Origin of the sequence: Archangium violaceum, from assembly GCF_016887565.1 — a bacterium.
Lineage (GTDB): Bacteria > Myxococcota > Myxococcia > Myxococcales > Myxococcaceae > Archangium > Archangium violaceum_B.
Genome location: NZ_CP069396.1, coordinates 4,636,539 through 4,657,883, shown reverse-complemented (window position 1 = coordinate 4,657,883; position 21,345 = coordinate 4,636,539). Strand labels below are relative to the sequence as shown.

Here is a 21,345-nt window from a genome sequence, read left to right as displayed (position 1 = left end):
GATGAGTGACGCGACCCGTGAGGTGGAGCCGGTCCGCGGCATGCGGATGTTCCTGACGGTGTGGCTCTCGCAGTCCATCTCCGTCTTCGGCAGCCAGCTGACCTTCTTCTCCCTCACGGTGTGGCTGTCAAACAGGCTGTACCCGGCACCCGAGCAGAAGGGGCAGCTGTCGTTCGCGCTCTCGGCGGTGGCGCTCGCCTTCCTGCTGCCCTCCGTCCTGCTGGCCCCCGTGGCCGGCGCCTGGGCGGACCGCCACGACCGCCGCCGGACGTTGCTGGCGGCGGACTTCGCCAGCGCCGTCCTGGGCGTGGCACCGCTGCTCCTGATGCTGACGGGGAAGCTCTCCCTGCCCGCGCTCCTGCTCATCACCGTGCTGCTCGCCACGTTCAGTGCGTTCCACACGGCGGCCTTCGAGTCGTCACAGGCCTCCCTCGTCCCCCCGGAGCAGCTCGGCCGGGCCAACGGGATGATCCAGGCCTCCTACGCCATCTCGAGCGTGCTCGCGCCCTCCGTGGCCGCGTTGCTCATCGCCCTGCCGGTGCACTCGCTGTCCGGTACGGTGGACGGCACGCCGCTGGTCATCGCGCTCGACTGCGTCTCCTTCCTGGTGTCGGCGGTGACGCTGCTCTTCCTGCGCTTCCCCCAGGTCTCCCCGGCGCCCGCCGCCTCCGAGCAGCAGGCCGGTCCGGGCCTCCGGGCGGACATCGTCTCGGGGGCGCGCTTCATCTGGGAGCGCCCCGCCCTGCTCTGGCTGCTGGGGCTCTTCGCCGTCGCCAACGTGGTCATCGGGCCCCTGCAGGTGCTCCAGCCGCTCATCCTCAAGTTCGACCTCGCCGCGGACTGGACCGCCCGGGGCTTCCGCTTCGAGACCGCGCTCGCCCTGCTCCAGACGTGCTTCGGCCTGGGCGCGGTGACTGGTGGCATCACCATCAGCGTGTGGGGAGGGCTCAAGTCCAGGCAGATCTACGGCGTCCTGGTGCCCATGATCCTCAGCGGGGTGACCCTGGTGCTGCTCGGCCTCAACAGGGATCTCTACGTGGCCGCGGGCCTGCTCTTCCTGACGGGGACCGTTCCACCGATGGTGAACGCGGCATCACTCACCTTGTGGCAGCAGCAGACGCCGCTGGAGCTCCAGGGCCGCGTCTTCTCCGTGCGCCGGGTGATCGCCCTGTGCACCGCGCCCGCGGGCACCGTCATCGCCGGGCTGGCCAGCGCGGCGACGGATCCGGGCAAGGTGCTCGCCACGCTCGCCGCCGGGTACCTCGTCTTCTCGGTGGTCCAGCTCTTCAACCCCGCCCTGATCCGTCCCCGGCAGCCGGACGTCGGACAGGCCTGAGCGCGGGGATACGGCTTCAATCCCCCGGGAGAATTCCACTAGGCTGCCGCGCGTGCATACACCTCAGACACAGACACCGCGCGTTTCCATCCTGATGCCGACGTACCGTCAGTCCTCCTTCCTCCGCAGGGCGCTGGAGGGACTGAAGGCGCAGCACCTGAAGGACTGGGAGCTGATCATCATCGATGACGGCTCCGACGATGACACGCGGCAGGTGCTCGCGCCCTACCTCGCCGAGCCGCGGATCCGCTACCACCGCCTGGAGCGCAACCGCGGGTTGGGCAACGCCCTCAACCTGGCGACCGGCATGGCGCGCGGCCAGTACATCGCGTACCTGCCCTCGGACGACGTGTACTACCCCGAGCACCTGGAGCGGCTGGTGGCGCTGCTCGACGCGCGGCCGGACGTCTACCTGGCCTATGGCGGCGTGCGCTGGAGTGCCCGCCCCGAGAGCAGCGATCAGATCGGCCGCGGCATGTACTGGACGCTCGACAAGCAGGAGCCGACGCTCCAGGGCGCGGTGCCGGCGAACGCCGAGGCGGAAGCGCTCAGCCGGGTCCGCGGCAACCCCGAGGACAACAACCTGCTGGCGCTCGTGCAGGTGATGCACCGGCGGACGCTGGAGGCCGAGCATCGCTGGACGCCGCGCGAGGAGCAGGTCTCGGACAGGCTCGAGCCCGACTTCTGGTGGGGGCTGCTGTCGCGCGGCGCCACCTTCGCCTACGCGGGGGCCATCAGCTGCGAGCGGGTGCTGCACACCGAGAACCGGCGCGACCTCATCCTCAACGTCTTCCATGGCGGGCTGTCCCGCTACCGGGAGCACTACGGCATCGCCCAGGGCGAGGCCCTCAACTGGCAGCCCTCCAGGGGCTTCCCCGTGGACGAGCGCGCCACCTACGGGCGCTGGCGCCAGCAGCGCCCGCCGCCGGCGCGCAAGGGGTTGAAGATCCTCCTGGTGGGCGAGCTCGGGTTCAACGCCGAGCGGCTCGTCGCGTTCGAGGAGCAGGGGCACCGGCTGTACGGGATGTGGTCGCGCGCGGAGATCTGGGACACGGCGAGCACCACCGCGTACGGCAACATCGAGAACATCCCGGCCGACTCCCGCTGGCGCGAGCGGGTGCGGGAGATCCAACCGGACATCATCTACGCCCTGCTGAACTGGCAGGCGCTGCCGCTGATCGACACCGTCCTGGACGCCAACCTGGGCATCCCCATGGCCTTCCACTTCAAGGAAGCGCCGTTCTTCTGCTTCCAGCGGGGACTGTGGCCCACGCTGATGCGCGTGCTCGCCCGGAGCGACGGGCAGATCCTCATCAACGAGGAGTCCTTGGAGTGGTACCAGTACGCCACCGACGGGATGCTGAAGCCGGAGAACGTGCTGTTCCTGGACGGAGACCTGGTCAAGCGGGAGTGGATGACGGAGGAGTGGTCCCCGAAGCTGTCCGAGAAGGATGGGCAGTTGCACACCGTGTGCACGGGCCGCCCCCTGGGGTTGGATCCGCGGGAGAGCCCCCAGGCCGCCGAGTTCGTCATGTCCGTCCTCCAGGCGGGCATCCACGTGCACCTGTACGGAGGGGCCCTCTTCCAGAACGCCCCCCCGGAGATGCTCGCGCAGCTCAAGGCGAGCGGGCTCGTCCACCTGCACCCGCCCGTCGGCGTGGCGGACTGGGTGCGCGTGCTCTCCCAGTACGACGCCGCCTGGTGCCACATCTTCACCAGCCGCAACGGGGGAGATCTCCGCCGCGCGGATTGGATCGACTTCAACCTGCCGGCGCGCCTGGGGACGTATGCGTCCGCGGGCCTGCCGTGGATCCTCCGGGACAACAGCCACTCGCGGGTGGCGCTCGACACGCTGGCCCGGCGGCTCGACGTGGGCATCTTCGCCAACAACGGCCAGGAGCTGGCCCAGCAGCTGCGCGATCGGGCCCGGCTCCAGCAGCTCACCCGGAACATGCGCCAGGCCCGGAGCGCCTTCTGCTTCGATGACCAGCTGCCCCGGCTGATGGAGTTCTTCCAGCGCCTCATCGAGCGCCGCCGGAGCCGCTGAGTCCCGCGCCCTCAGCTCTTCGTCAGGAAGATGCCGGAGTTCGCCCGGTTCGGATCCGGGTAGGTGACCTCCGGCCTTCCAAGTGTGAGCCGGTCCACCAGCTCCACGCCCTGCATGAAGCAGTGGTCCTGGTTGCCGGCCTCGTACTTCCAGCCACCGAAGCGGCCGCGTGAGAACACGCGCTTCTCCTCCAACGCGGGATGGATCTGGGCGAGGAGCTCGTCGCGGCCGACGAAGGGCGTGGGGTACCCGTGGTCCAGGCGCGTGTGCCAGAAGCTGACCACCTCCGCGTCGGGAGGGATGAGGGCGTCCTGGCGCATGGCCTTCAGCGTCCAGCCCTTCAGGTCGGAGGTGGACAGCGGCCGGGTCGGGGACTCGCAGACCTCGGCCATGAGGGACCAGTAGCCCCCACCCTCGGGCACGTGGTTCGGCGAGTAGTTCGAGAACACCGTCACCCGGTAGTAGGGGCTGTGCTCCTCGGGGAAGTACATCCAGCACTTCTTGGAGAGGCTCTCCGGCATGCCGTGTCGCAGCCCCACCCCGAGCACGTGCACGGAGCTGTAGCGCATCTGGCCGCCGGCCCGCCGGACCTCGGGCGGGAGCGGGTCGCAGATGCGCGAGAGGACGTCGATGGGCAGGGTGGAGATGAGCGTGTCGTAGGAAAAGCGCCTGCCGTCCTCGAGGACGACCACCCGCGCGTCGAGCTCGACTCGCACCACGTTGCACCCGAAGGACAGGCGGCTGGGGTCGAGCAGCCCGGCCACCCCCTCCCAGATGCCCCCCGTGCCTCCGTGCAGGGGGAAGCGGAAGCGGTTGTTGGGTCCCCAGGAAACGTCGTCCCGGTTCTCCTGGATGTTGCGTTCGATCCGCGCCACGTCGGGGACGGCCACCCGCTCGCCCATCCAGCTCACGCCCATGTGCGAGGGCGGGCATCCCCAGACCTTGGCGTTGTACGGCTCCATGAAGAGCTCACAGAGCGCCTGGCCGAAGTTCCACCGGAGCCACTCCCCGAAGTTGGCGGGGCGCCCGGCTCCCGTCCGGGCCGAGGCGGCGGCGCGCAGGTCCGCGAGCACGCGCTCCCGGTCCCGCGCGTCCAGCCGGTGGATGTTGTTCTGGAACGGATAGGGAACGAACCGCTCCTTGAGCCACACCCACGACTCGCGCTCGTGCCAGAGCCACGCGTCCTTCAGCGCGAGATCCAGGACCGCGTCGTAATAGGAGTAGTGGCTGAACTGGACGTGACCGCCCAGGTCCCACGTGAAGCCCTGGGGATCGACGTGGCTCGCCGCCAGTCCTCCGGGCCCCGCCCCCAGCTCGAGCAGCTGGAAGTCCTTCACGCCCAGCTCCTGGAGCCGGTAGGCCGCACCGAGCCCCGTGGGGCCGCTGCCAAGGATGAGCACTCTTCCGGGATCGTTCATGTTCACGAGCCCTGGGCCTTGCCACCCGAGCGGGCGAGCAGCGCCTCGGCCTCGGCGTCCGACATCTGCTCCAGCTTCTGGAGCAGCAGCGCGTCCACCGCCCGGGCGAGCCCGCGGACGGTGAAGTCCGCCGTCGCGTCCTCCAGGCGCACCTGCACCTGGAACTGCTCGCCAATGCGGTTGACGACCTGCGCGGCGAGCACGGAATCACCGCCCAGGGAGAAGAAGTCGGTGTCGCTGCCCACCTGCTCCCCGCGCAGCCCGAGCAGCTCCGCCCAGATTCCGGCGATGGCCTGCTCCGTCTCTGTGCCGGGGGCCTCGCTGGCGGGGGCGGCCTCGTGCGCGTCGAAGCGGAGCTCGCCCAGCACCTTCAACGTGCCGGCCAGGAAGGCCTTCTTGCAGTCCTGCCGGCGGATCTTCCCGCTGGAGGTCTTGAAGATGCTCTTGGGCTCGATCAGCACGACGGCCGCGACCGGGATGCCATGGGTGGTGGTGATGGCCTGGCGGATCGCCTCGGCCGCCTCGGCGCAGCGCTCGGTGGAGGACTCGGCCATCTCCTGGACGATCACCACCTGCTCCTCGCCGTCCTTCTCCAGCGCGAACGCGGCCCCGCATCCCGAACGCAGCCCCGGGAAGCTCGCTTCGGCCGTCGCCTCGAGGTCGTTCGCGTAGTAGTTGCGCCCGTGGACGATGAGCATGTCCTTGAGCCGGCCCACGACGAAGAGCTCGCCGTCGCGCAGGAAGCCGAGGTCTCCGGTGCGCAGGAAGGGGCCCTCGCCGCTCGTGAGCCGCGCGTCGAAGGTGGCCGCGCTCTCGGAGGACTGCCAGTAGCCGTCGGCCACGCACGCGTTGGAGATCCAGATCTCCCCGATGCCGCCCGGGGCGCACTGCACCCGCGTCTCTGGATCCACCACCCGCACGTCTCCGAGCATCAAGCTGCCGGAGCCCACCAGGGTGACGGACTCCTCGGCACCGGACGGGGCGGCCAGGGCCTCGCGCCGCTCGAGCGCCCGCCGATCGAAGCTGGCGAACACCGGGCGTCCGGCGGACACCGCGAGCGTCGCCTCGGCGAGCCCGTAGCACGGCAGGAAGGCACCCTCACGGAAGCCGTGGGGCGCGTAGGTCCGGGCGAAGCGCTCCAGGGTGGCGGCGCGCAGGGGCTCCGCGCCGTTGTAGGCCACCTTCCAGCTGCTCAGGTCGAGCGCGGCCGCGCGCTCGGGCTGGTACCTGCGCACGCACAGCTCGTAGGCGAAGTTGGGGCCGCCGCTCGTGGTGGCGCGGTAGCGGGAGATGGCCTCCAGCCAGCGCAGCGGCGAGCCGAGGAAGTCGAACGGCGACATGAGGACGCAGTGGCCGCCCAGGTACATGGGCTGGAGCACGTTACCGATGAGCCCCATGTCGTGGTACAGCGGCAGCCACCCGACGACGACCGTCTTCTCGTCGTGCTCGAAGGCCTTCTGGATGAAGTCCTCCTGCACCATGAGGTTCTCGTGCGTCACGCGCACGCCCTTGGGGGCGCGGGTGGAGCCGGAGGTGTACTGGAGGAAGGCCACCGAGCGGCGCTCCAGCTCGGGCCGCTGCCAGCTGGCGCTGCTGTCCGGAAGATCATCCGTGCTGAGCCACTCGAGCTTCTTCAGGACCTCCGAGGAGTCCAGGAGGGGCTCGGCGAAGTCGCGGATGAGGGTGGTGGTGAGGGCCACGGCCGAGCCGGAGTCGGCGGCCACGCGCTCGAGGGCCTCGGGAGACTTGCCCGGCATGGGCGGGAAGACGGGCACCGCCACCACACCGGCGTAGAGGCAGCCGTAGAAGGCCGCGATGAACTCGAGGCCCGGCGGGTAGACCAGCAGGGCCCGTCCGCCGACGGGGAGGCGCGCCCGGAGCGCGTTGGCGATGGTGCGGGCATTGCGATCGAGCTGCCCGTAGGAGAGGTGGACTTCCTCGCCCTCCCCATCCAACAGGAAGGTGTAGGCCCGGGCGTCTGGTTGCGCATCGCTCCACGTGCGAAGGACATCGACCAATGCCTCGCGCTGGGCGGACAGCGGACGGCTGCTGATTGAGCTCATGTGTTGTGAAGCCTCGTCAGGAAATGTTTGGAGCCACGAAGCGGCTTACAGGGCGCGCGAGGGTACTGGCCCACTCCCGGGGGAATCAACGATGGATTCCGGTTGGAAGATGCCCGGGGAGTGGCCCTCCCGGCGAGCGGCGGCGTGCCTTGACATGGATGGACCTGGAATGGAGAGTCGCGCCCCCATGGATCGACGAGGCGTTCGTCTCCACTCCCTTGCCCTGCTCTCGCTGTTGGCACTCCTCCTCGCGGTGACGGCCCTGCGCTACCGGGGCCCGGCCCCCAGGGACGCCAGCGCCCCCGCGGACGCGTTCTCCTCGGAGCGGGCGCTCTCGGTGCTCCGGCGGATTCTCGAAGGGGGAGAACCGCATCCGGTGGGCTCGGAGGCCCACGCGCGCGTGCGCGAGCGGATCCTCGGCGAGCTCACGCGGATGGGTTACGCCCCCACCGTTCAGGAGACCTTCGTCTGCGGCGGCTGCGGCAACTGCGCGACGGTGCGCAACATCGTGGCCCGGCTCGAGGGGACGGAGCCGGGTGGCGCCATCCTCCTGGCCTCGCACTACGACACGGCGCCCACGTCGCCCGGCGCCTCGGACGATGGAGCGGGCGTGGCCACCATGCTCGAGGTGGCCCGGATGTTGAAGGGCGGGCCCGCGCCGCGCCACCCAGTGGTCATCCTCTTCTCGGACGGTGAGGAAATCGGACTGCTGGGAGCGCGCGCCTTCGCGGCCTCCCACCCCTACGCCCGGGAGATCCGTGTCGCCCTCAACGTCGAGGCCCGCGGCTCCAGCGGTCCGAGCATGATGTTCGAGACGAGCGCCGGAAACGAGAACCTCGTCCGGCTCTTCACGCGGCGCACGGCCTTCCCCATCGCCAACTCCACCTTCACGTCCATCTATCAGCAGATGGGAAACTCGACGGATCTCACGCCCTTCGTGCGCGCCGGCATGCAGGGCTTCAACCTGGGTTTCATCGGGGACGCCGAGCACTACCACACGCCGCTCGACCGGGTGGAGCAGCTCGACCCCCGCAGCATCCAGCACCATGGTGACAATGTGGTGGCGCTGCTGCGCGGGCTCCAGGAGGAGGCACTCCCCGTCCCGGCCGCGAGCGATGCCGTCTTCTTCGATGTGCTCGGCCTGACCGTCTTCTGGTGGCCGGGGTGGCTCACCCTGCCCCTGAGCCTCGTCACGGCCGTGCTGTTCGGGCTGGGAGCCTTCCGGCTGCGCCGAGCCGGGGTGCTGGGAATGAAGGGGTTCGCCTGGGGGCTGCTCGCCCGCCTCGTCTCCCTCCCGCTGGCGGTGCTGCTCGCGGTGGTGGTGGCGTTGCCGCTGCGGGCCATGGGCGTGACGGACCGGCCCTGGCTGCCTGCTCCGCAAGCCGATGCGCTGGTCTTCTACGTGCTCGGCCTGTTCGCGGCCGGCCTCGCCGCCTCCTGGCTGGAGCGCCGTGCCGGGAGCTGGGGGTTGTGGCTGGGAGCGTGGAGTCTCATGGTGCTGCTGGCGCTCGCGTGTGCGCTCGCCCTGCCCGGCGCCAGCTTCCTCTTCGTGCTCCCCGCGCTCGCCGCGGCACTCGCGATGCTCCTGCCCGGTGCTCCAGGCCAGGGTCCGCGTGGTCTCGTCCTGCTCGCGCCGCTCGCGGTCGCGCTCCTGCTCTGGGTGCCAATGGCCTGGTGCCTCTTCCTGGCGGTCGGGCTGGGCCCGCCCGCGCTGTGGTCGTTCATCGGCGCGCTCGTGCTGGGTCTGGCCGCCCCGTTGCTCGCCCCCTTGCTCCAGCAACGCCCGGCCAGGCTGGCCATGGCCGGAGCCGTGGCGCTCGCCTGCGTGGCCGCGGCGCTCTCTCCGCCCCACTCCCAGGAGACGCCGAACCGGCTCGTCCTCGAGCTGCACCAGGACGCGGACGCGCACAAGTCCCACTGGGCCGCCTTCAACGAGGGCGTGCCGCTGCCGCCCTCGCTCGAAGCGGAGAAGCTCTTCGGCGGCACCCTTGACCGTCTCTACCCCTGGGAGCCGGAGGGATTCCTGTACCTGGCGGAAGGACCCGGGGTCTCGCTCCCGGCCCCCGAGCTCGTGGTGAACGAGGACATGTCCACCAACGGGTCGCGCCGCATGCGCGTCACCGCCACGTCCTCGCGCCGCGCCGGACGGCTGCAACTCGCCCTGCCGCCGGAGAGCGAGCTGAAGGCCGTTACCGTGCAGGGCCTGGAGCTCCCCAAGGGCCGGGGGGGGTTCGACGCCTGCCTCTGGGGTTGGAACCTGATCCAGATCCACGAGCCGCCGCCCGAGGGCGTGGCCATCACCCTGGAGCTGGGCGCCACCCAGCCCCTGAAGCTGTTCCTCCGGGACGTGTCTCCGGGCCTGCCCGCCGAGGGCCAGCGCCTCGGACAGGCGCGCGACCGTGAAGCCATCTCCTTCGAGGACGGCGACGTCACCGTCGTCACCCGCCAGCTGAAGCTGTGAGCCACCCCTACACCCGAGATCCCATGCTGCGCCTCAACGCCCGCGCGCTCCTGCTCGCCCTGACACTCGCCCTTCCCGCGAGCGCCGAACCTCCACCGCTCATTCCCCGGGAGATCCTCTTCGGCAATCCCAAGGACTCCCCGCCGATCGCCGATCCCACCTCGTACGCCATCCCCCAGCTGTCGCCCGATGGGAAGTCGGTGGCCTACCTGCTACCGGACGAGCACAACCACGTGCAGGTCTGGGTGCGCTCGCTGGAGGGGAACGACAAGGGCAAGCCGGTGACGTCGGACCCGCGGGGCATCCATGCGTTCCGCTGGGCGGAGGACGGCCGCACGCTGCTGTTCTTCAAGGACAAGGACGGGGACGAGAACTGGCACATCCTCGGGGTGGACCTTCCCACGGGCAACGTGCGCGACTACACCCCCGTCGAGGGCGTGCGCGCCGATCTGGTGGCCTCCTCCCCCGCGTTCCCGGACACGCTGCTGGTGTCCATCAACCTGGAGGACCGGACCCTCACGGACATCTATCGCCTCACCCTCTCCACGGGCGCGCTGGAGCGGGTGGCGAGGGATCCGGGCGGAGTCAGCCGCTGGGTCGTCGATTCGCGGCTGCGCGTCCGGGCGCTGGTGACCACCTCCCGCGACGGCGGGACGGAGATCCGCGTCCGGGACGACGAGAAGGCACCCTGGCGCTCCTTCCTCACGGTGGGGCCGGAGGAGCTGCTCGACGTGATGGGCTTCGCCGATGAGGGCCGCGCCCTGCTGCTGCTCAGCTCGATCGGTGGCGACAAGGCGCGCCTGGTCGAGATGGGGATCAAGACCCGCAAGCAGCGGGTGCTCGCGGCCTCCGAGGAGGCGGATGCGATCGAGCCGCTGCTCCATCCGCGCACCCAGAAGGCCCAGGCGGTGGCCTTCAATCCCGCGCGCAAGCGCTGGACGGTGGTGGACCCGGCGGTGAAGGCCGACTTCGAGGGGCTGGAGAAGCTCTTCGATGGAGACTTCAACGTCATCAGCAGGGATCACTCGGACCGCTTCTGGCTGGTGCAGTACACCACCGACAAGGGCGCGCCCCGCATCTACGCCTGGGACCGCCAGGCCCGGAGCGGTCGGTTCCTGTTCCACCAGCAGGCGGAGCTGGAGAAGCAGCCGCTGGCGCCCATGCGGTCGGTCTCCTTCGAGGCCCGCGATGGGCTGAAGCTCCAGGCGTACCTGACGCTTCCGCTCGGCGTGCCAGCGCGCAAGCTACCCATGGTGGTGTACGTGCACGGTGGCCCCTGGCTGCGCGACTGGTGGGGCTTCAGCCCGTATACCCAGTGGTTCGCCAACCGCGGCTACGCCGTGCTGCAGGTGAACTTCCGTGGCTCCTCGGGCTTCGGGAAGAAGTTCATGGCCGCCAGCTACCGCCAGTGGGGGCTGGCCATGCAGGACGATCTCGTCGACGCGGTCGACTGGGCCGTGCGCGAGGGCTACGCGGATCCGGAGCGGGTGGCCATCTACGGCTTCTCGTATGGCGGGTACGCGGCACTGGCCGGTGCGGCCTTCACGCCGAAGAAGTTCGCCTGCGCGGTGGACCACTCGGGGCCGGCCAACCTCATCTCGTGGCTGCGCAACATCCCGCCGTATTGGGAAGGGGCGCGGGCCTTCTTCGATGCACGCCTCGGCAAGCTGGGGAACCCCCAGGACGAGAAGCTCCTCGAGACCGGCTCGCCGCTGTTCCGCGTGGATCGGATCGAACGGCCGCTGCTGGTGGGCGCGGGCGCCAACGACGTCCGCGCGCCCGTCAGCGAGGCCGAGCAGATCGTCGCGGCGATCAAGAAGCGCGGCGGCCGGGTCACCTACGTCCTCTATCCGGACGAGGGGCACGGCCTCACGCGCGCCGAGAACAACATGGACTTCAACGCCCGCGTCGAGGCCTTCCTGGCCCGGTGCCTGGGCGGACGCGCGGAGCCCCTGGGCGGAGAGCGCGTGCCGGGCTCGACCGCGGTGGTGACGACCCTCGGCGAGTAGGCCGAGGGTCGTCCCCGGGGGCGCCTAGGGCTTCACGCCGTCCAGCCGGCGCAGGCAGCCCCCCAGCGCGTTGGCGAGCACCTCGACGTGCGGCTCGTCGTCGATCGTCTCGTGCTCGCCCGCCACCACGTGCACCTCCCACGAGCGGCACAACCCGCTCCAGTCCATGACGGGCTTGCCCTCGTCGCACGCGGGGACGAAGTGGGTGATGTGGCCGTCGTAGTACTGCGCGCGGTAGATGTCGAACGCCTCCGCCTCGGCGTGCCAGGCCCAGAAGAGGTGATCCAGCTGGGACTCGCCGAAGTCGGCCGGCAACGCGCCGTGCTCCTTGGCGAAGCGCAGGCCCTTGCTCAGCTTCTCCTCCTTGCTCATCCTGGCCAGTTCCTGCAGCTCGGGGAACTCCTGGCCGAACTGCAGGAGGATCTTGGCGACGAGCGCGTCCTCCTTGGAGAGATGCGCCATGGCCTGGATGGACTCCGCGTTGGGGCCCGGTCGATCATCCATCGGCACGGCGGTGCCCAACAGGGCCAGCAGCTCCACCTCCTGACCCTCGGCCTGGAGCATGCGCGCCATCTCGACGGCCACCAGGCCTCCCACGGACTTGCCGGCCAGGCGGTACGACCCCTGGGGCTGGTGCTTGCGGATGGCGGCCAGGTACTCGGCGGCCATGGCCTCCACCCGGTTCGGCGGCTTGCCCGGCCGAACGTGCTCCAGGCCGAAGAAGGGCTGATCCGGTCCCAGCCTTCGCGCGAGCGGGCCGAAGCCGAGCACCGTCCCGCCCAGCGGGTGGACACAGTAGAGCGGGCGCCGCTTGCCGCCGGGCTGTATGGGCACCAGCGGCGTCCAGGCCACCGGGTCCTGCTTCTCGCGCAGCAGGAGCGCCAGCTCCTCCACGCTCTTCGCGCTGAAGAGCGCGGAGATGGGCAGTGTGCGCCCGAAGGTCTCGCGGATGCGGTGCATCAGCCGCACCGCCACCAGCGAGGTGCCTCCCAGCGCGAAGAAGTCGTCCCGGATGCCGATGGGGTGGACGTTGAGCAGCTCCTCCCAGATGCCGCACAGCAGCATCTCGGTACGATCCCGGTGCGGGATGTGGATCCGCGAGGCGCCCGCCGAGGGAACGGGGGCCGGCAGGGCCTGGCGATCCACCTTGCCGTTGGCCGTCAGGGGCAGCGCCTCGAGCACCACGAAGGCGGAGGGCACCATGTAGTCCGGCAGACGCTCGCGGAGGAAGGAGCGCAGCGCCGAGGCGCCGAGCTGGTCCGCCGGGCCCGTGACGTAGGCCACGAGCTGCTTGCCGTCCGGTCCACCGTCGCGCGCCAGGGCCACCGCCTCGCGCACGGCCGGGTGTTGCAGGAGCGCCTGCTCCACCTCACCCAGCTCGATGCGGAAGCCGCGTACCTTCACCTGGAAGTCGATGCGCTCCAGGTACTCGAGCTGCCCATCGGCGCGCCAGCGCACCCGGTCGCCGGTGCGGTACATGCGCGCACCCGGCGTGGAGGAGAAGGGATTGGGGACGAAGCGCTCGGCGGAGAGGTCGGGGCGGCCGAGGTAGCCGCGGGCCAGGCCCTTGCCGCCGAGGTACAGCTCGCCGGGGATGCCCTGGGGAACGGGCCGCAGCCGCGCATCCAGGACATAGGCCTGGGTGCCGGGCAGGGGCCGGCCGATGGGAGGCGGCGCGGAGGACTCACGCGGGGCCAGGGCCCAGGTGGAGTAGGTGGTGTCCTCGGTGGGGCCGTAGAGGTTGTAGACGGACTGGACGGTGCCCAGGCCATAGAGGGACTGCACCAGGGAGGCCGGAAGCGGCTCGCCCGCGAGGTTGACGGTGCGCACCGAGGCGGGCAGTGCGCCCTGGCGCACCAGCTCGGTCACGGCCGAGGGCACGGTGTTGATGAGGGTGACCTCGGAAGCGGCGGGCAGCGAAGGCAGGGCCAGGGCGTTGTCGGCGAGGTAGACGCGGCCGCCGCACGACAGCGGAGCGAAGAGCTCGAAGATGGAGAGGTCGAAGCAGACGGAGGTGGCGGCCAGCGTCGCGGAGAGCTGTTCCGTTGAGAAGGCGTTCAGGGCCCACTGCACGAGGGCGGCGGCGCTGGCGTGCTGGACGGCGACGCCCTTGGGCCTGCCGGTGGAGCCGGAGGTGTAGAGGACGTAGGCCAGGTGCTGGGACTCCGCGGGGCAGGCGGGCCGGTGCGTGGGGTGGTGGGAGAAGGCCTCGGGCTCATCCAGCGTCAGGAGGGCTGGGGCGCCCAGGCCGCGCATGCTCTCGGCCAGCGAGTGCTGGGTGAGGAGCAGCGGGCTCCTGGCGTCGGCGAGGCTGAAGGCCAGGCGCTGCGAGGGGTAGGCCGGGTCGAGCGGCACGTAGGCCCCTCCGGCCTTGAGGACGGCCAGGATGGCGACGAGCAGGGTCTCGGTGCGCTCCAGGCACACGGCGACGGGGACCTCGGGGCCCACGCCCAGGGAGCGCAGGTGCCAGGCGAGCTGGTTGGCGCGCTCGTCCAGCTGCCGGTAGGTGAAGCGGCGGGTGCCGACGACGAGGGCGAGCGCCTCGGGCGTGGCCTCCACCTGGCGCTCGAAGAGGTGGTGGAGGGTGGAGTCGGCGCGAGGCTCGAAGGCGGTGCGGTTCCAGTCCACCAGCAGCCGGTGCTCCTCGTCCGCCTCCAGGAGCGGCAGGTCTCCCACGGGCCGCTCCGGCTGGGCCAGGGCCGCGCCCAGCAGCCGGGCGTAGTGCCGCTCCAGCCGGGCGATGGTGGTGCTCTCGAAGAGGTCCGCGTTGTAGGTGAAGTACCCGCCGTAGGAGTCGCCGCTCTTCTCCAGCGAGACGCTCACGTCGAAGGGGGTGGAGCCCTCATCGAGCCGGACGTGGGAGGCCTCGAGCCCCGGGAGCCGCAGGGAGAGGTCCGCGGTGGCGAAGTCGAACAGCACCTGGAAGATGGGCGAGTGACTCTGGTTGCGCTCGGGGCTGAGCTCCTCCACCAGCTTCTCGAAGGGCAGATCCTGGTGGTCATACGCCCCGAGCGTCACCTGACGGACGCGCTGGAGCAGCTCGCGGAAGCTGGGGTTGCCGTCCAGGCGGACGCGCAGCACCAGGGTGTTGACGAAGAAGCCCACCAGCCGCTCGATCTCCGCCCGGTTCCGGTTGGCGATGGGCGTGCCCACGATGATGTCGTCCCGGCGCGTGTAGCGCCCGAGCAGCGCCGAGAAGGTGGACAGGAGGATCATGAAGGGGGTGGATCCCTCCTTCGCGCTCAGCGCCTCGAGCGGCTTCGTCAGGGACGCGGGCAGCACGAAGGCATGACGGGCGGCCCGGTAGGTGTTCTTCGCGGGGCGAGGGCGATCCGTCGGGAGCTCCATCACCGGAGGGGCGCCGGCCAGGCTCTCCTTCCAATACTTCAGCTGCGCCGCGAGGGTGTCGCCGGAGAGCCACTCGCGCTGCCATGCCGCGAAGTCGGCGTACTGGAGCGGCAGCTCGGGGAGCACCGGCTCCGTCCCCTTCCAGAGCGCCTCGTAGGTCCGGGACAGCTCCTCACACAGGAGGCCCATGGACCAGCCGTCCGTGATGATGTGGTGCATCGTCAGGACGAACAGATGCTCCTCCGGGGTGAGCCGGAGCAGCAGCGCGCGCCAGAGCGGACCCTGGCCCATGTCGAACACGCGCCGGGCCTCGGTGGTGGCGCGCTCGAGGGCGGCCTCTTCGCGGGCGGCGGGAGGCAGGTGCTGCAGGTCCTCCACCGGAAGGTGGAAGGAGACCTCGTCGGAGATCGCCACCTGCGGCATGCCGTCCACCGTGGGGAACGTGGTCCGCATGCCCTCGTGGCGCTCGGCGAGCAGGCGCAGGCCGCGCTCGAGCACGGGGGCCGACAGGGAACCGCGGATCCGGAACGCGATGGGCGAGTTGTAGAGCGGAACGTCGGGCGCGTAGTGGTGGAGGAGCCACATGCGCTGCTGCGCGAACGAAAGCGGGAGACGCTCGCCGTCGGCGGCATCGGAACCAGGAGGAGTGTCGAGTGCGGTTTCAGTGCGTCGCATGGTTCTGGGAGGGTAAAGGGTTCAGGAGTCCTGGCGGGAGGGAGGACGGCGACCGGGACGGGCGCGCGCCACGAGTGGAGGGGCCTGCACGGCGGCCTTGCCGGCGCGGCCCTCCACCTGGCGGGCCAGCTCGGCGATCGTCGGTGCTTCGAACAGACTGCTCAACGGAAGATCCACGCCCAACTGCTGGCGAATCCGGGAGATGACCTGGGTTGCCAGGAGCGAGTGTCCACCCAGCTCGAAGAAGTTGGCGTGGATGCCGAGCCGCGGAACGCCGAGCAGCTCGCACCAGATGCCGACCAGCAGGGCCTCGTTCGGAGTGCGCGGAGCGGACTCGTCCTGCCCGGCCAGGGCGCTGACGTCCGGTGCGGGCAAGGCCCGGCGATCCACCTTGCCGTTGGGCGTGAGCGGCAGCGCGTCGAGGAGGACGAAGGCCGAGGGCACCATGTGCTCCGGCAACCGCTCCCGGAGGAAGCCGCGGAGCTGGAGGCTGTCCACGGGCTCACGAGGCACCACGTAGGCCACCAGACGCTTGTCCTGGGCGGAGTCTCCCCGGGCGAGCACGGTCACCTCGCGCAGGGCCGGGTGGCCCGCCAGCGCGGCCTCCACCTCGCCCAGCTCGATGCGGAAGCCGCGGATCTTCACCTGTCCATCCAGGCGCCCGAGGAACTCGATGAGGCCGTCGGGCCTCCAGCGCGCCAGATCTCCGGTGCGGTACAACCGCGCGCCCGACCTTCCGCTGAAGGGATCCGGGATGAACCGCTCCGCCGTCAGCTCCGGCCGCCCCACGTAGCCGCGCGCCAGACCCTCGCCGCCGGTCAGCAGCTCGCCCGGCACTCCCACGGGAACGGGCTGGAGGTTGCCGTCCACGATGTACACGGTCGTGTTCTGCAGGGGCACGCCGATGGGCACGGATGCGCCGATGTCCCCGGCGCGCACGACGGTGGCGGTGGTGATGACCGAGTTCTCGGTGGGACCATACGCGTTGACGAGCCGGCAATCCGGGAGCGCCTCCAGCACCCGCCGCGCGTGCGGGACGGAGACCACGTCACCGCCGACCAGGAGGTGCCTCAACCCCGCGAGTCGTCCCAGCTCGGCATCCACGAGCTGGTTGAAGAGGCCGCTGGTGAACAGCGCGGCGGTCACCTTGCGCTGCTCGATGAATGCCCCCAGCTCTCCCAAGGAGGGGGCATGCGGTGGAAAGAGCGCCAGCGCCGCCCCGTTGAGCAGCGCCGACCAGATCTCCCAGGCGGAGGCATCGAACTGCACCGTGGCGATCTGCAGCACCACGTCTCCGGGAGCCAGCGAGGCGTACGGAGCGCCCATCACCAGGCGAACGACGCCACGGTGCGGGACGGCCACGCCCTTGGGAGTGCCGGTGGAGCCCGAGGTATAGAGGACATAGGCGGGGCTGTCGGGATGGACCGGCCCGCCGGGAGCCTCCTCCGGCAACGGCCCACCCTCCTCGTCGACGTCGAGCACGCGCCCGGCGAAGGCGGGCAACCGCTCCACCAGCGCGCGCCGGGTGACGAGCACGGCGGCCCGGCTGTCCTCCATCATGAACGCCAGCCGCTGCGCCGGGTAGGCGAGATCCAGCGGCACGTAGCAACCACCGGCCTTGAGGATCGCCAGCAGCCCCACCACCAGCTCCGGCGAGCGCTCCAGACAGAGCGCTACCCGCGTTTCGGGACCCACCCCACTCGCCCGCAGCCGCGAGGCGAGCTGGTTGGCCCGCCGGTTCAGCTCGCCATAGCTGAGCGATTGGCCCTCGGCCAGGACGGCCACCCGCTCCGGCTCCCGCGTGGCGCGCTCCTCGAAGAGCGCGTGGAGGGTGCGGTCCCGGGGGTACTCGATGGCGGTGGCGTTCCACTCCACCAGCACGCGCCGCCGCTCTTCCTCGTCCAACAGCGGAACCTGGGAGATCCGCTGCTCCGGGTCTGCCGCCAGGCGCGCCGCCAGCGTGCGGAAGTGCTCCGCCATCCGCTGAGCGGTCGAGGCCTCGAAGAGGTCCGAGTTGAAGTTCAACGTGCCGTGCAGACCCCCCTCCGGAGCCGCCGCGAGCGTCAACGTGAGATCGAACTGGGCCGTACCGACCTCCAGCTCCCTCGGCTCGACGGAGAGGCCGGACAGGCTCCAGCGGGGCTGCTCCATCTCCAGGGCGAAGACGGCCTGGATGAGGGGCGTGCGGCTGGGATCGCGCCGCGGCTGGAGGACCTCCACCAGCTTCTCGAAGGGGAGATCCTGGTGGCTGTAGGCGCTCAGGGTGGTCTCCCGGGCGCGAGCGAGGACCTCCCGGAAGGTGGGGGCATCCCCGAAGCGCGCGCGCATCACCAGGGTGTTGACGAAGAAGCCGACGAGCCCTTCCAGCTCCACGCGGCCGCGATTGGCCGCGGGGGTGCCCACGAGGATGTCCTCCTGGCCGCCGTAGCGATGGAGGAGGATCTGGAAGACGGAGAGGAGCGTGGCGAAGAGGGTGACGCCCTCGCGCGCGCTGAGGGCCTGCAACCGGGCGGTGAGCGCCGGCTCGAGGCCGAAGCGGTGGCTGGCGCCGCGGGAGGTCTGCACGGCCGGTCGCGGCCGATCCGTGGGAATCTCCAGGGCCGAGGGCGCACCCGCGAGCTGCGAGCGCCAGTACGAGAGCTGCGTGTCGAGCACCGCGCCGCTCAGCCACTCCCGCTGCCACTCGGAGAAGTCGGCGTATTGGAGGGGCAGCTCGGGGAGCGCCGCTTTCGTGCCATCCTGGCGAGCCTGGTACGACGCGGCCAGCTCGCGAGCCATCACCTCGAGCGACCAGCCATCCGTGACGATGTGGTGCATCACGAGCAGGAGCGCGTGCCGTCCGTCACCCGTCCGGAACAAGGTGGCGCGAAGGAGAGGCCCCTGCTCGAGACGGAACGGAAGCGCGGCCTCCACGCGCGCGGCCTCCTCCAGGTGTGCTTCCGCCAGCTCCACCCGCCGCAGCGGGCAGGGTGCCGCATCGAGGATGAGCTGGTGGGGCTTGCCATTCTCGACCGGGAAGACGGTCCGCAGCGCCTCGTGGCGGGCGACGAGCTCCCCGAGGCTCCACTCCAGGGCCTCGGCATCCAGTGGCCCCTCGATGCGCAGGAGCACGGCGACGTTGTAGTCGGCGCGCTCCGGGGACAGCTGGGACAGGAGCCAGAGCCGCTGCTGGGAGAAGGAGAGCGGGAGGGACTGCCCCGAGGAGGCACGGCGCCGCAACTCCGGCCCGTGGTCCACGCGCTCCGAGCGCCGGAGGCCCACCGCGGTGCCGAGCGCCGCGGCGGTGGGGTTCTCGAAGACGGAGCGGACCGGCAGCTCGACCTGGAACGCGCGGCGGAGCCGGGCCACCAGCCCGGTGGCATGCAGGGAGCTGCCGCCGAGCTCGAAGAAGTCATCGTGGATGCCCACGTGTTCGAGTCCCAGCACTTCTCCGAAGAGCCCCACCAGCGCCGCCTCGTCGGGCGTACGCGGCGCGACATAGGCCTCGAGCAGCTCGCGCCGGCCCCGCTCCGGAGCGGGGAGCGCGAGACGATCCACCTTGCCCGTCGCGGTGAGCGGGAGGGCGTCGAGCAGCACGAAGGCCGCGGGCACCAGGTGGTCCGGCAACTGCTTCCGGGCGAAGGCGCGCAGCATGGCGGCGGTGGGAGGTGGAGAGCGGGGGACCACGTAGGCGGTGAGGAACTTCTGCCCGCGCTCGTCCTCCCGAGCCACCACCACCACCTCGCGCACGCCCGGATGAGAGGCCAGCGCGCCCTCCACCTCGCCCGGCTCCACGCGGATGCCACGGATCTTCACCTGATGATCCGCGCGGCCGAGGAACTCGATGTCACCCTCTGGCAGCCAGCGCGCCAGATCTCCGGTGCGGTAGAGGCGCCCACCGGGTCCAGGACCGAAGGGATCCGGGATGAAGCGCTCGGCGGTGAGGCCGGGCCGCGCCAGGTAGCCGCGAGCCAGGGCCACTCCCGCGACATAGAGCTCTCCCACCTCCCCCACGGGGACGGGATGGAGCCGCGCATCGAGCAGGTGGATACGCGCGCCCTGGATGGAACGGCCGATGGGGGGGAGCACCTGCCACTGGCCGGGCGACCCCTCCAACGAGAAGGCCGTCACCACGTGCGTCTCCGTGGGCCCGTACTGGTTCTGGAGCCGGCAGTCGGGCAGCCGGGAGAAGAACGCCCTGACCTGGGGCGTGCTCTGCAGGGGCTCACCCGCGGTGATCACCTCTCGGAGGACGAGGCCCGAGAGGTCCCGCTCCTCGGCCACGCCGGCCAGCTGCTGCAGGGCGATGAAGGGCAGGAAGAGGCGCTCCACCCGCTGAGCGCGGAGCACCTCGAGGAGCTGCCCTGGATCCCTCCGTTGCTCCTCGTCGACGATCACCAGGGTGCCGCCCGCGCTCCAGGTCGAGAACATCTCCTGGAAGGAGACATCGAAGCTCAGGGATGAGAACTGGAGAGTCCGGCTCCCCTGCTTCAGCGCGGACTGCTGGAGCTGCCACTCGAGCAGATTGAAGAGGGGCAGGTGCGGCATGGCCACGCCCTTGGGGCGCCCGGTGGAGCCCGAGGTATAGATGACGTAGGCCAGGTTGGACTCAAGCGCCTCGTCCGGGGGCTCGACCGAAGGCTCGGCATCCAGGGCGGCGCGGTCGGCGTCCATGCGAAGCAGACACCCGGCGGCCACCGGGAGCCGTGCCACGAGCTTCTCCCGGGTGATGACCACCGGGGCCTGGGTGTCCTCGACGATGAAGGAGAGCCGAGCCTGGGGCGACGCCGGATCGAGCGGCACGTAGGCGGCGCCCGCCTTCAGCACGCCAAGCACGCCGACGAGCATGTCCACCGAGCGGTCGAGGCACAGCACCACGAGCCGTTCGGGCCCGACGCCCCTGCGCCTCAGATGGTGGGCGAGCTGGTTGGAGCGTGCTTCCAGCGCTCCATAGGTGATGGACTCCCAGGAGGAGCACGCGGCCAGTGCCTCGGGGGCCTGACTGGCCATCTGGGAAAACAGGTGGTGAACACAGCGCCGAGAGGACTGAGGCCGATGGGAATGATGCACGCGATTTCTTTCGGCTTGTGGGCTTCGAGGCCGTGCTTTCCGGCACTCCGCGAATCGAAAAAGGGCGCGCGGATGCTACCGACGGCATGCATGGGCCGTCCACATGCGAATGGCCGCATGGACAAGGGTCTGCGGGAACACGAGCCTCATTTCCCAAGACTCGAAAGACTCATCCACGCGCGGAATGGAGGATCCGGCTTCATCGGAGCCATGACCCGGGCAGTCACTGATGTAGAGTGGCCGGCTCGAAGCGCGAGTTGCCTCGAGCGCCTGGAACGCCATGCACCTACCTACGTTGGAAACGAAGAGGTTGCGAATCCGCCCGCTGCGGATGGAAGACCTGAACGATTGCCACCGGCTCTACGTCGACATCGACTGGGCGGACAAGGCGGTGAGCGAGGAGGAGAACCTGAAGCGGCGCCGCGAGTGGCTGGAGTGGACCGTCCGCAACTATGAGCAGCTGGCGCTCCTGTACCAGCCCCCGTACGGCGAGCGGGCGATCGAGGACAAGGAGAGCGGGCGCTTCGTGGGTCTCGTGGGCCTGGTCCCCCTGCTGGCCCCCTTCGGACAGCTGCCCTCTTTTGGTGGAGTGGAAGGCGCGCGTTTCTCCGCGGAGGTCGGGCTCTTCTGGGCGCTGACGCCGGCGCGGCAACGGCAGGGGTACGCCACGGAAGCCGCTCACGCCCTGGTGGACCACGCCTTCGGCACCTTGAAGCTGGGCCGGATACTGGCCGGGACGCAGCGCGACAACAGGGCCTCCATCGCGGTCATGCGTCGGCTGGGGATGCGAATCGAGGAGAATCCGTATCCGGAGCCACCCTGGTTCGAGGTGACCGGCATCCTGGAAGCAGGCCGGTAACCGCCACGAGGAGACGCTAAGTCCCCGGGAAGCTTGAGGATTTCAAGTCCGTGGCGCCTGCCGGTCCGCTGCGCGTGCAG

At 70.4% G+C, this 21,345-nt stretch carries 9 protein-coding genes; 5 read left to right on the top strand and 4 right to left on the bottom strand.

The genetic code is table 11. The annotated features are described in order from the left end of the window. Window position 1: 1 nt before the first annotated feature. On the top strand, window positions 2-1,336 hold the full coding sequence (locus JRI60_RS19180; protein ID WP_204227307.1) for an MFS transporter: 1,335 nt from the start codon (window positions 2-4) through the stop codon (window positions 1,334-1,336). 94 nt (window positions 1,337-1,430) lie between these two features. Then, complete coding sequence (locus JRI60_RS19175; RefSeq protein WP_204227306.1) at window positions 1,431-3,383, top strand: glycosyltransferase family 2 protein; 1,953 nt, start codon at window positions 1,431-1,433, stop codon at window positions 3,381-3,383. 11 nt (window positions 3,384-3,394) lie between these two features. Here the strand turns inward: JRI60_RS19175 and JRI60_RS19170 are convergent, their stop codons facing one another. Continuing rightward, on the bottom strand, window positions 3,395-4,801 hold the full coding sequence (locus JRI60_RS19170; RefSeq protein WP_204227305.1) for a protoporphyrinogen/coproporphyrinogen oxidase: 1,407 nt from the start codon (window positions 4,799-4,801) through the stop codon (window positions 3,395-3,397). Window positions 4,802-4,803: 2 nt separating this feature from the next. Continuing rightward, on the bottom strand, window positions 4,804-6,864 hold the full coding sequence (locus JRI60_RS19165; protein WP_204227304.1) for an AMP-binding protein: 2,061 nt from the start codon (window positions 6,862-6,864) through the stop codon (window positions 4,804-4,806). A 187-nt stretch (window positions 6,865-7,051) separates the two neighbouring features. On the opposite strand from JRI60_RS19165, the gene JRI60_RS19160 reads away from it, so the two are divergent. Next, a complete protein-coding gene (locus tag JRI60_RS19160; protein WP_204227303.1) occupies window positions 7,052-9,325 on the top strand; it encodes a M20/M25/M40 family metallo-hydrolase in 2,274 nt (757 codons plus the stop codon). Window positions 9,326-9,348: 23 nt separating this feature from the next. Further along, a complete protein-coding gene (locus JRI60_RS19155; protein ID WP_204227302.1) occupies window positions 9,349-11,334 on the top strand; it encodes a S9 family peptidase in 1,986 nt (661 codons plus the stop codon). A gap of 24 nt (window positions 11,335-11,358) precedes the next feature. Here JRI60_RS19155 and JRI60_RS19150 read toward each other — a convergent pair whose 3' ends face one another. Both JRI60_RS19150 and JRI60_RS19145 read right to left on the bottom strand, forming a co-directional pair. Further along, window positions 11,359-15,357, bottom strand: a complete 3,999-nt coding sequence (locus JRI60_RS19150) for a non-ribosomal peptide synthetase (RefSeq protein ID WP_204227301.1) — start codon at window positions 15,355-15,357, stop codon at window positions 11,359-11,361. Between the two features lie 21 nt (window positions 15,358-15,378). After that, complete coding sequence (locus JRI60_RS19145) at window positions 15,379-20,346, bottom strand: non-ribosomal peptide synthetase (protein WP_204227300.1); 4,968 nt, start codon at window positions 20,344-20,346, stop codon at window positions 15,379-15,381. A 391-nt stretch (window positions 20,347-20,737) separates the two neighbouring features. On the opposite strand from JRI60_RS19145, the gene JRI60_RS19140 reads away from it, so the two are divergent. After that, window positions 20,738-21,265, top strand: a complete 528-nt coding sequence (locus tag JRI60_RS19140) for a GNAT family N-acetyltransferase (protein WP_239470610.1) — start codon at window positions 20,738-20,740, stop codon at window positions 21,263-21,265. The last annotated feature ends 80 nt before the right edge of the window (window positions 21,266-21,345 follow it).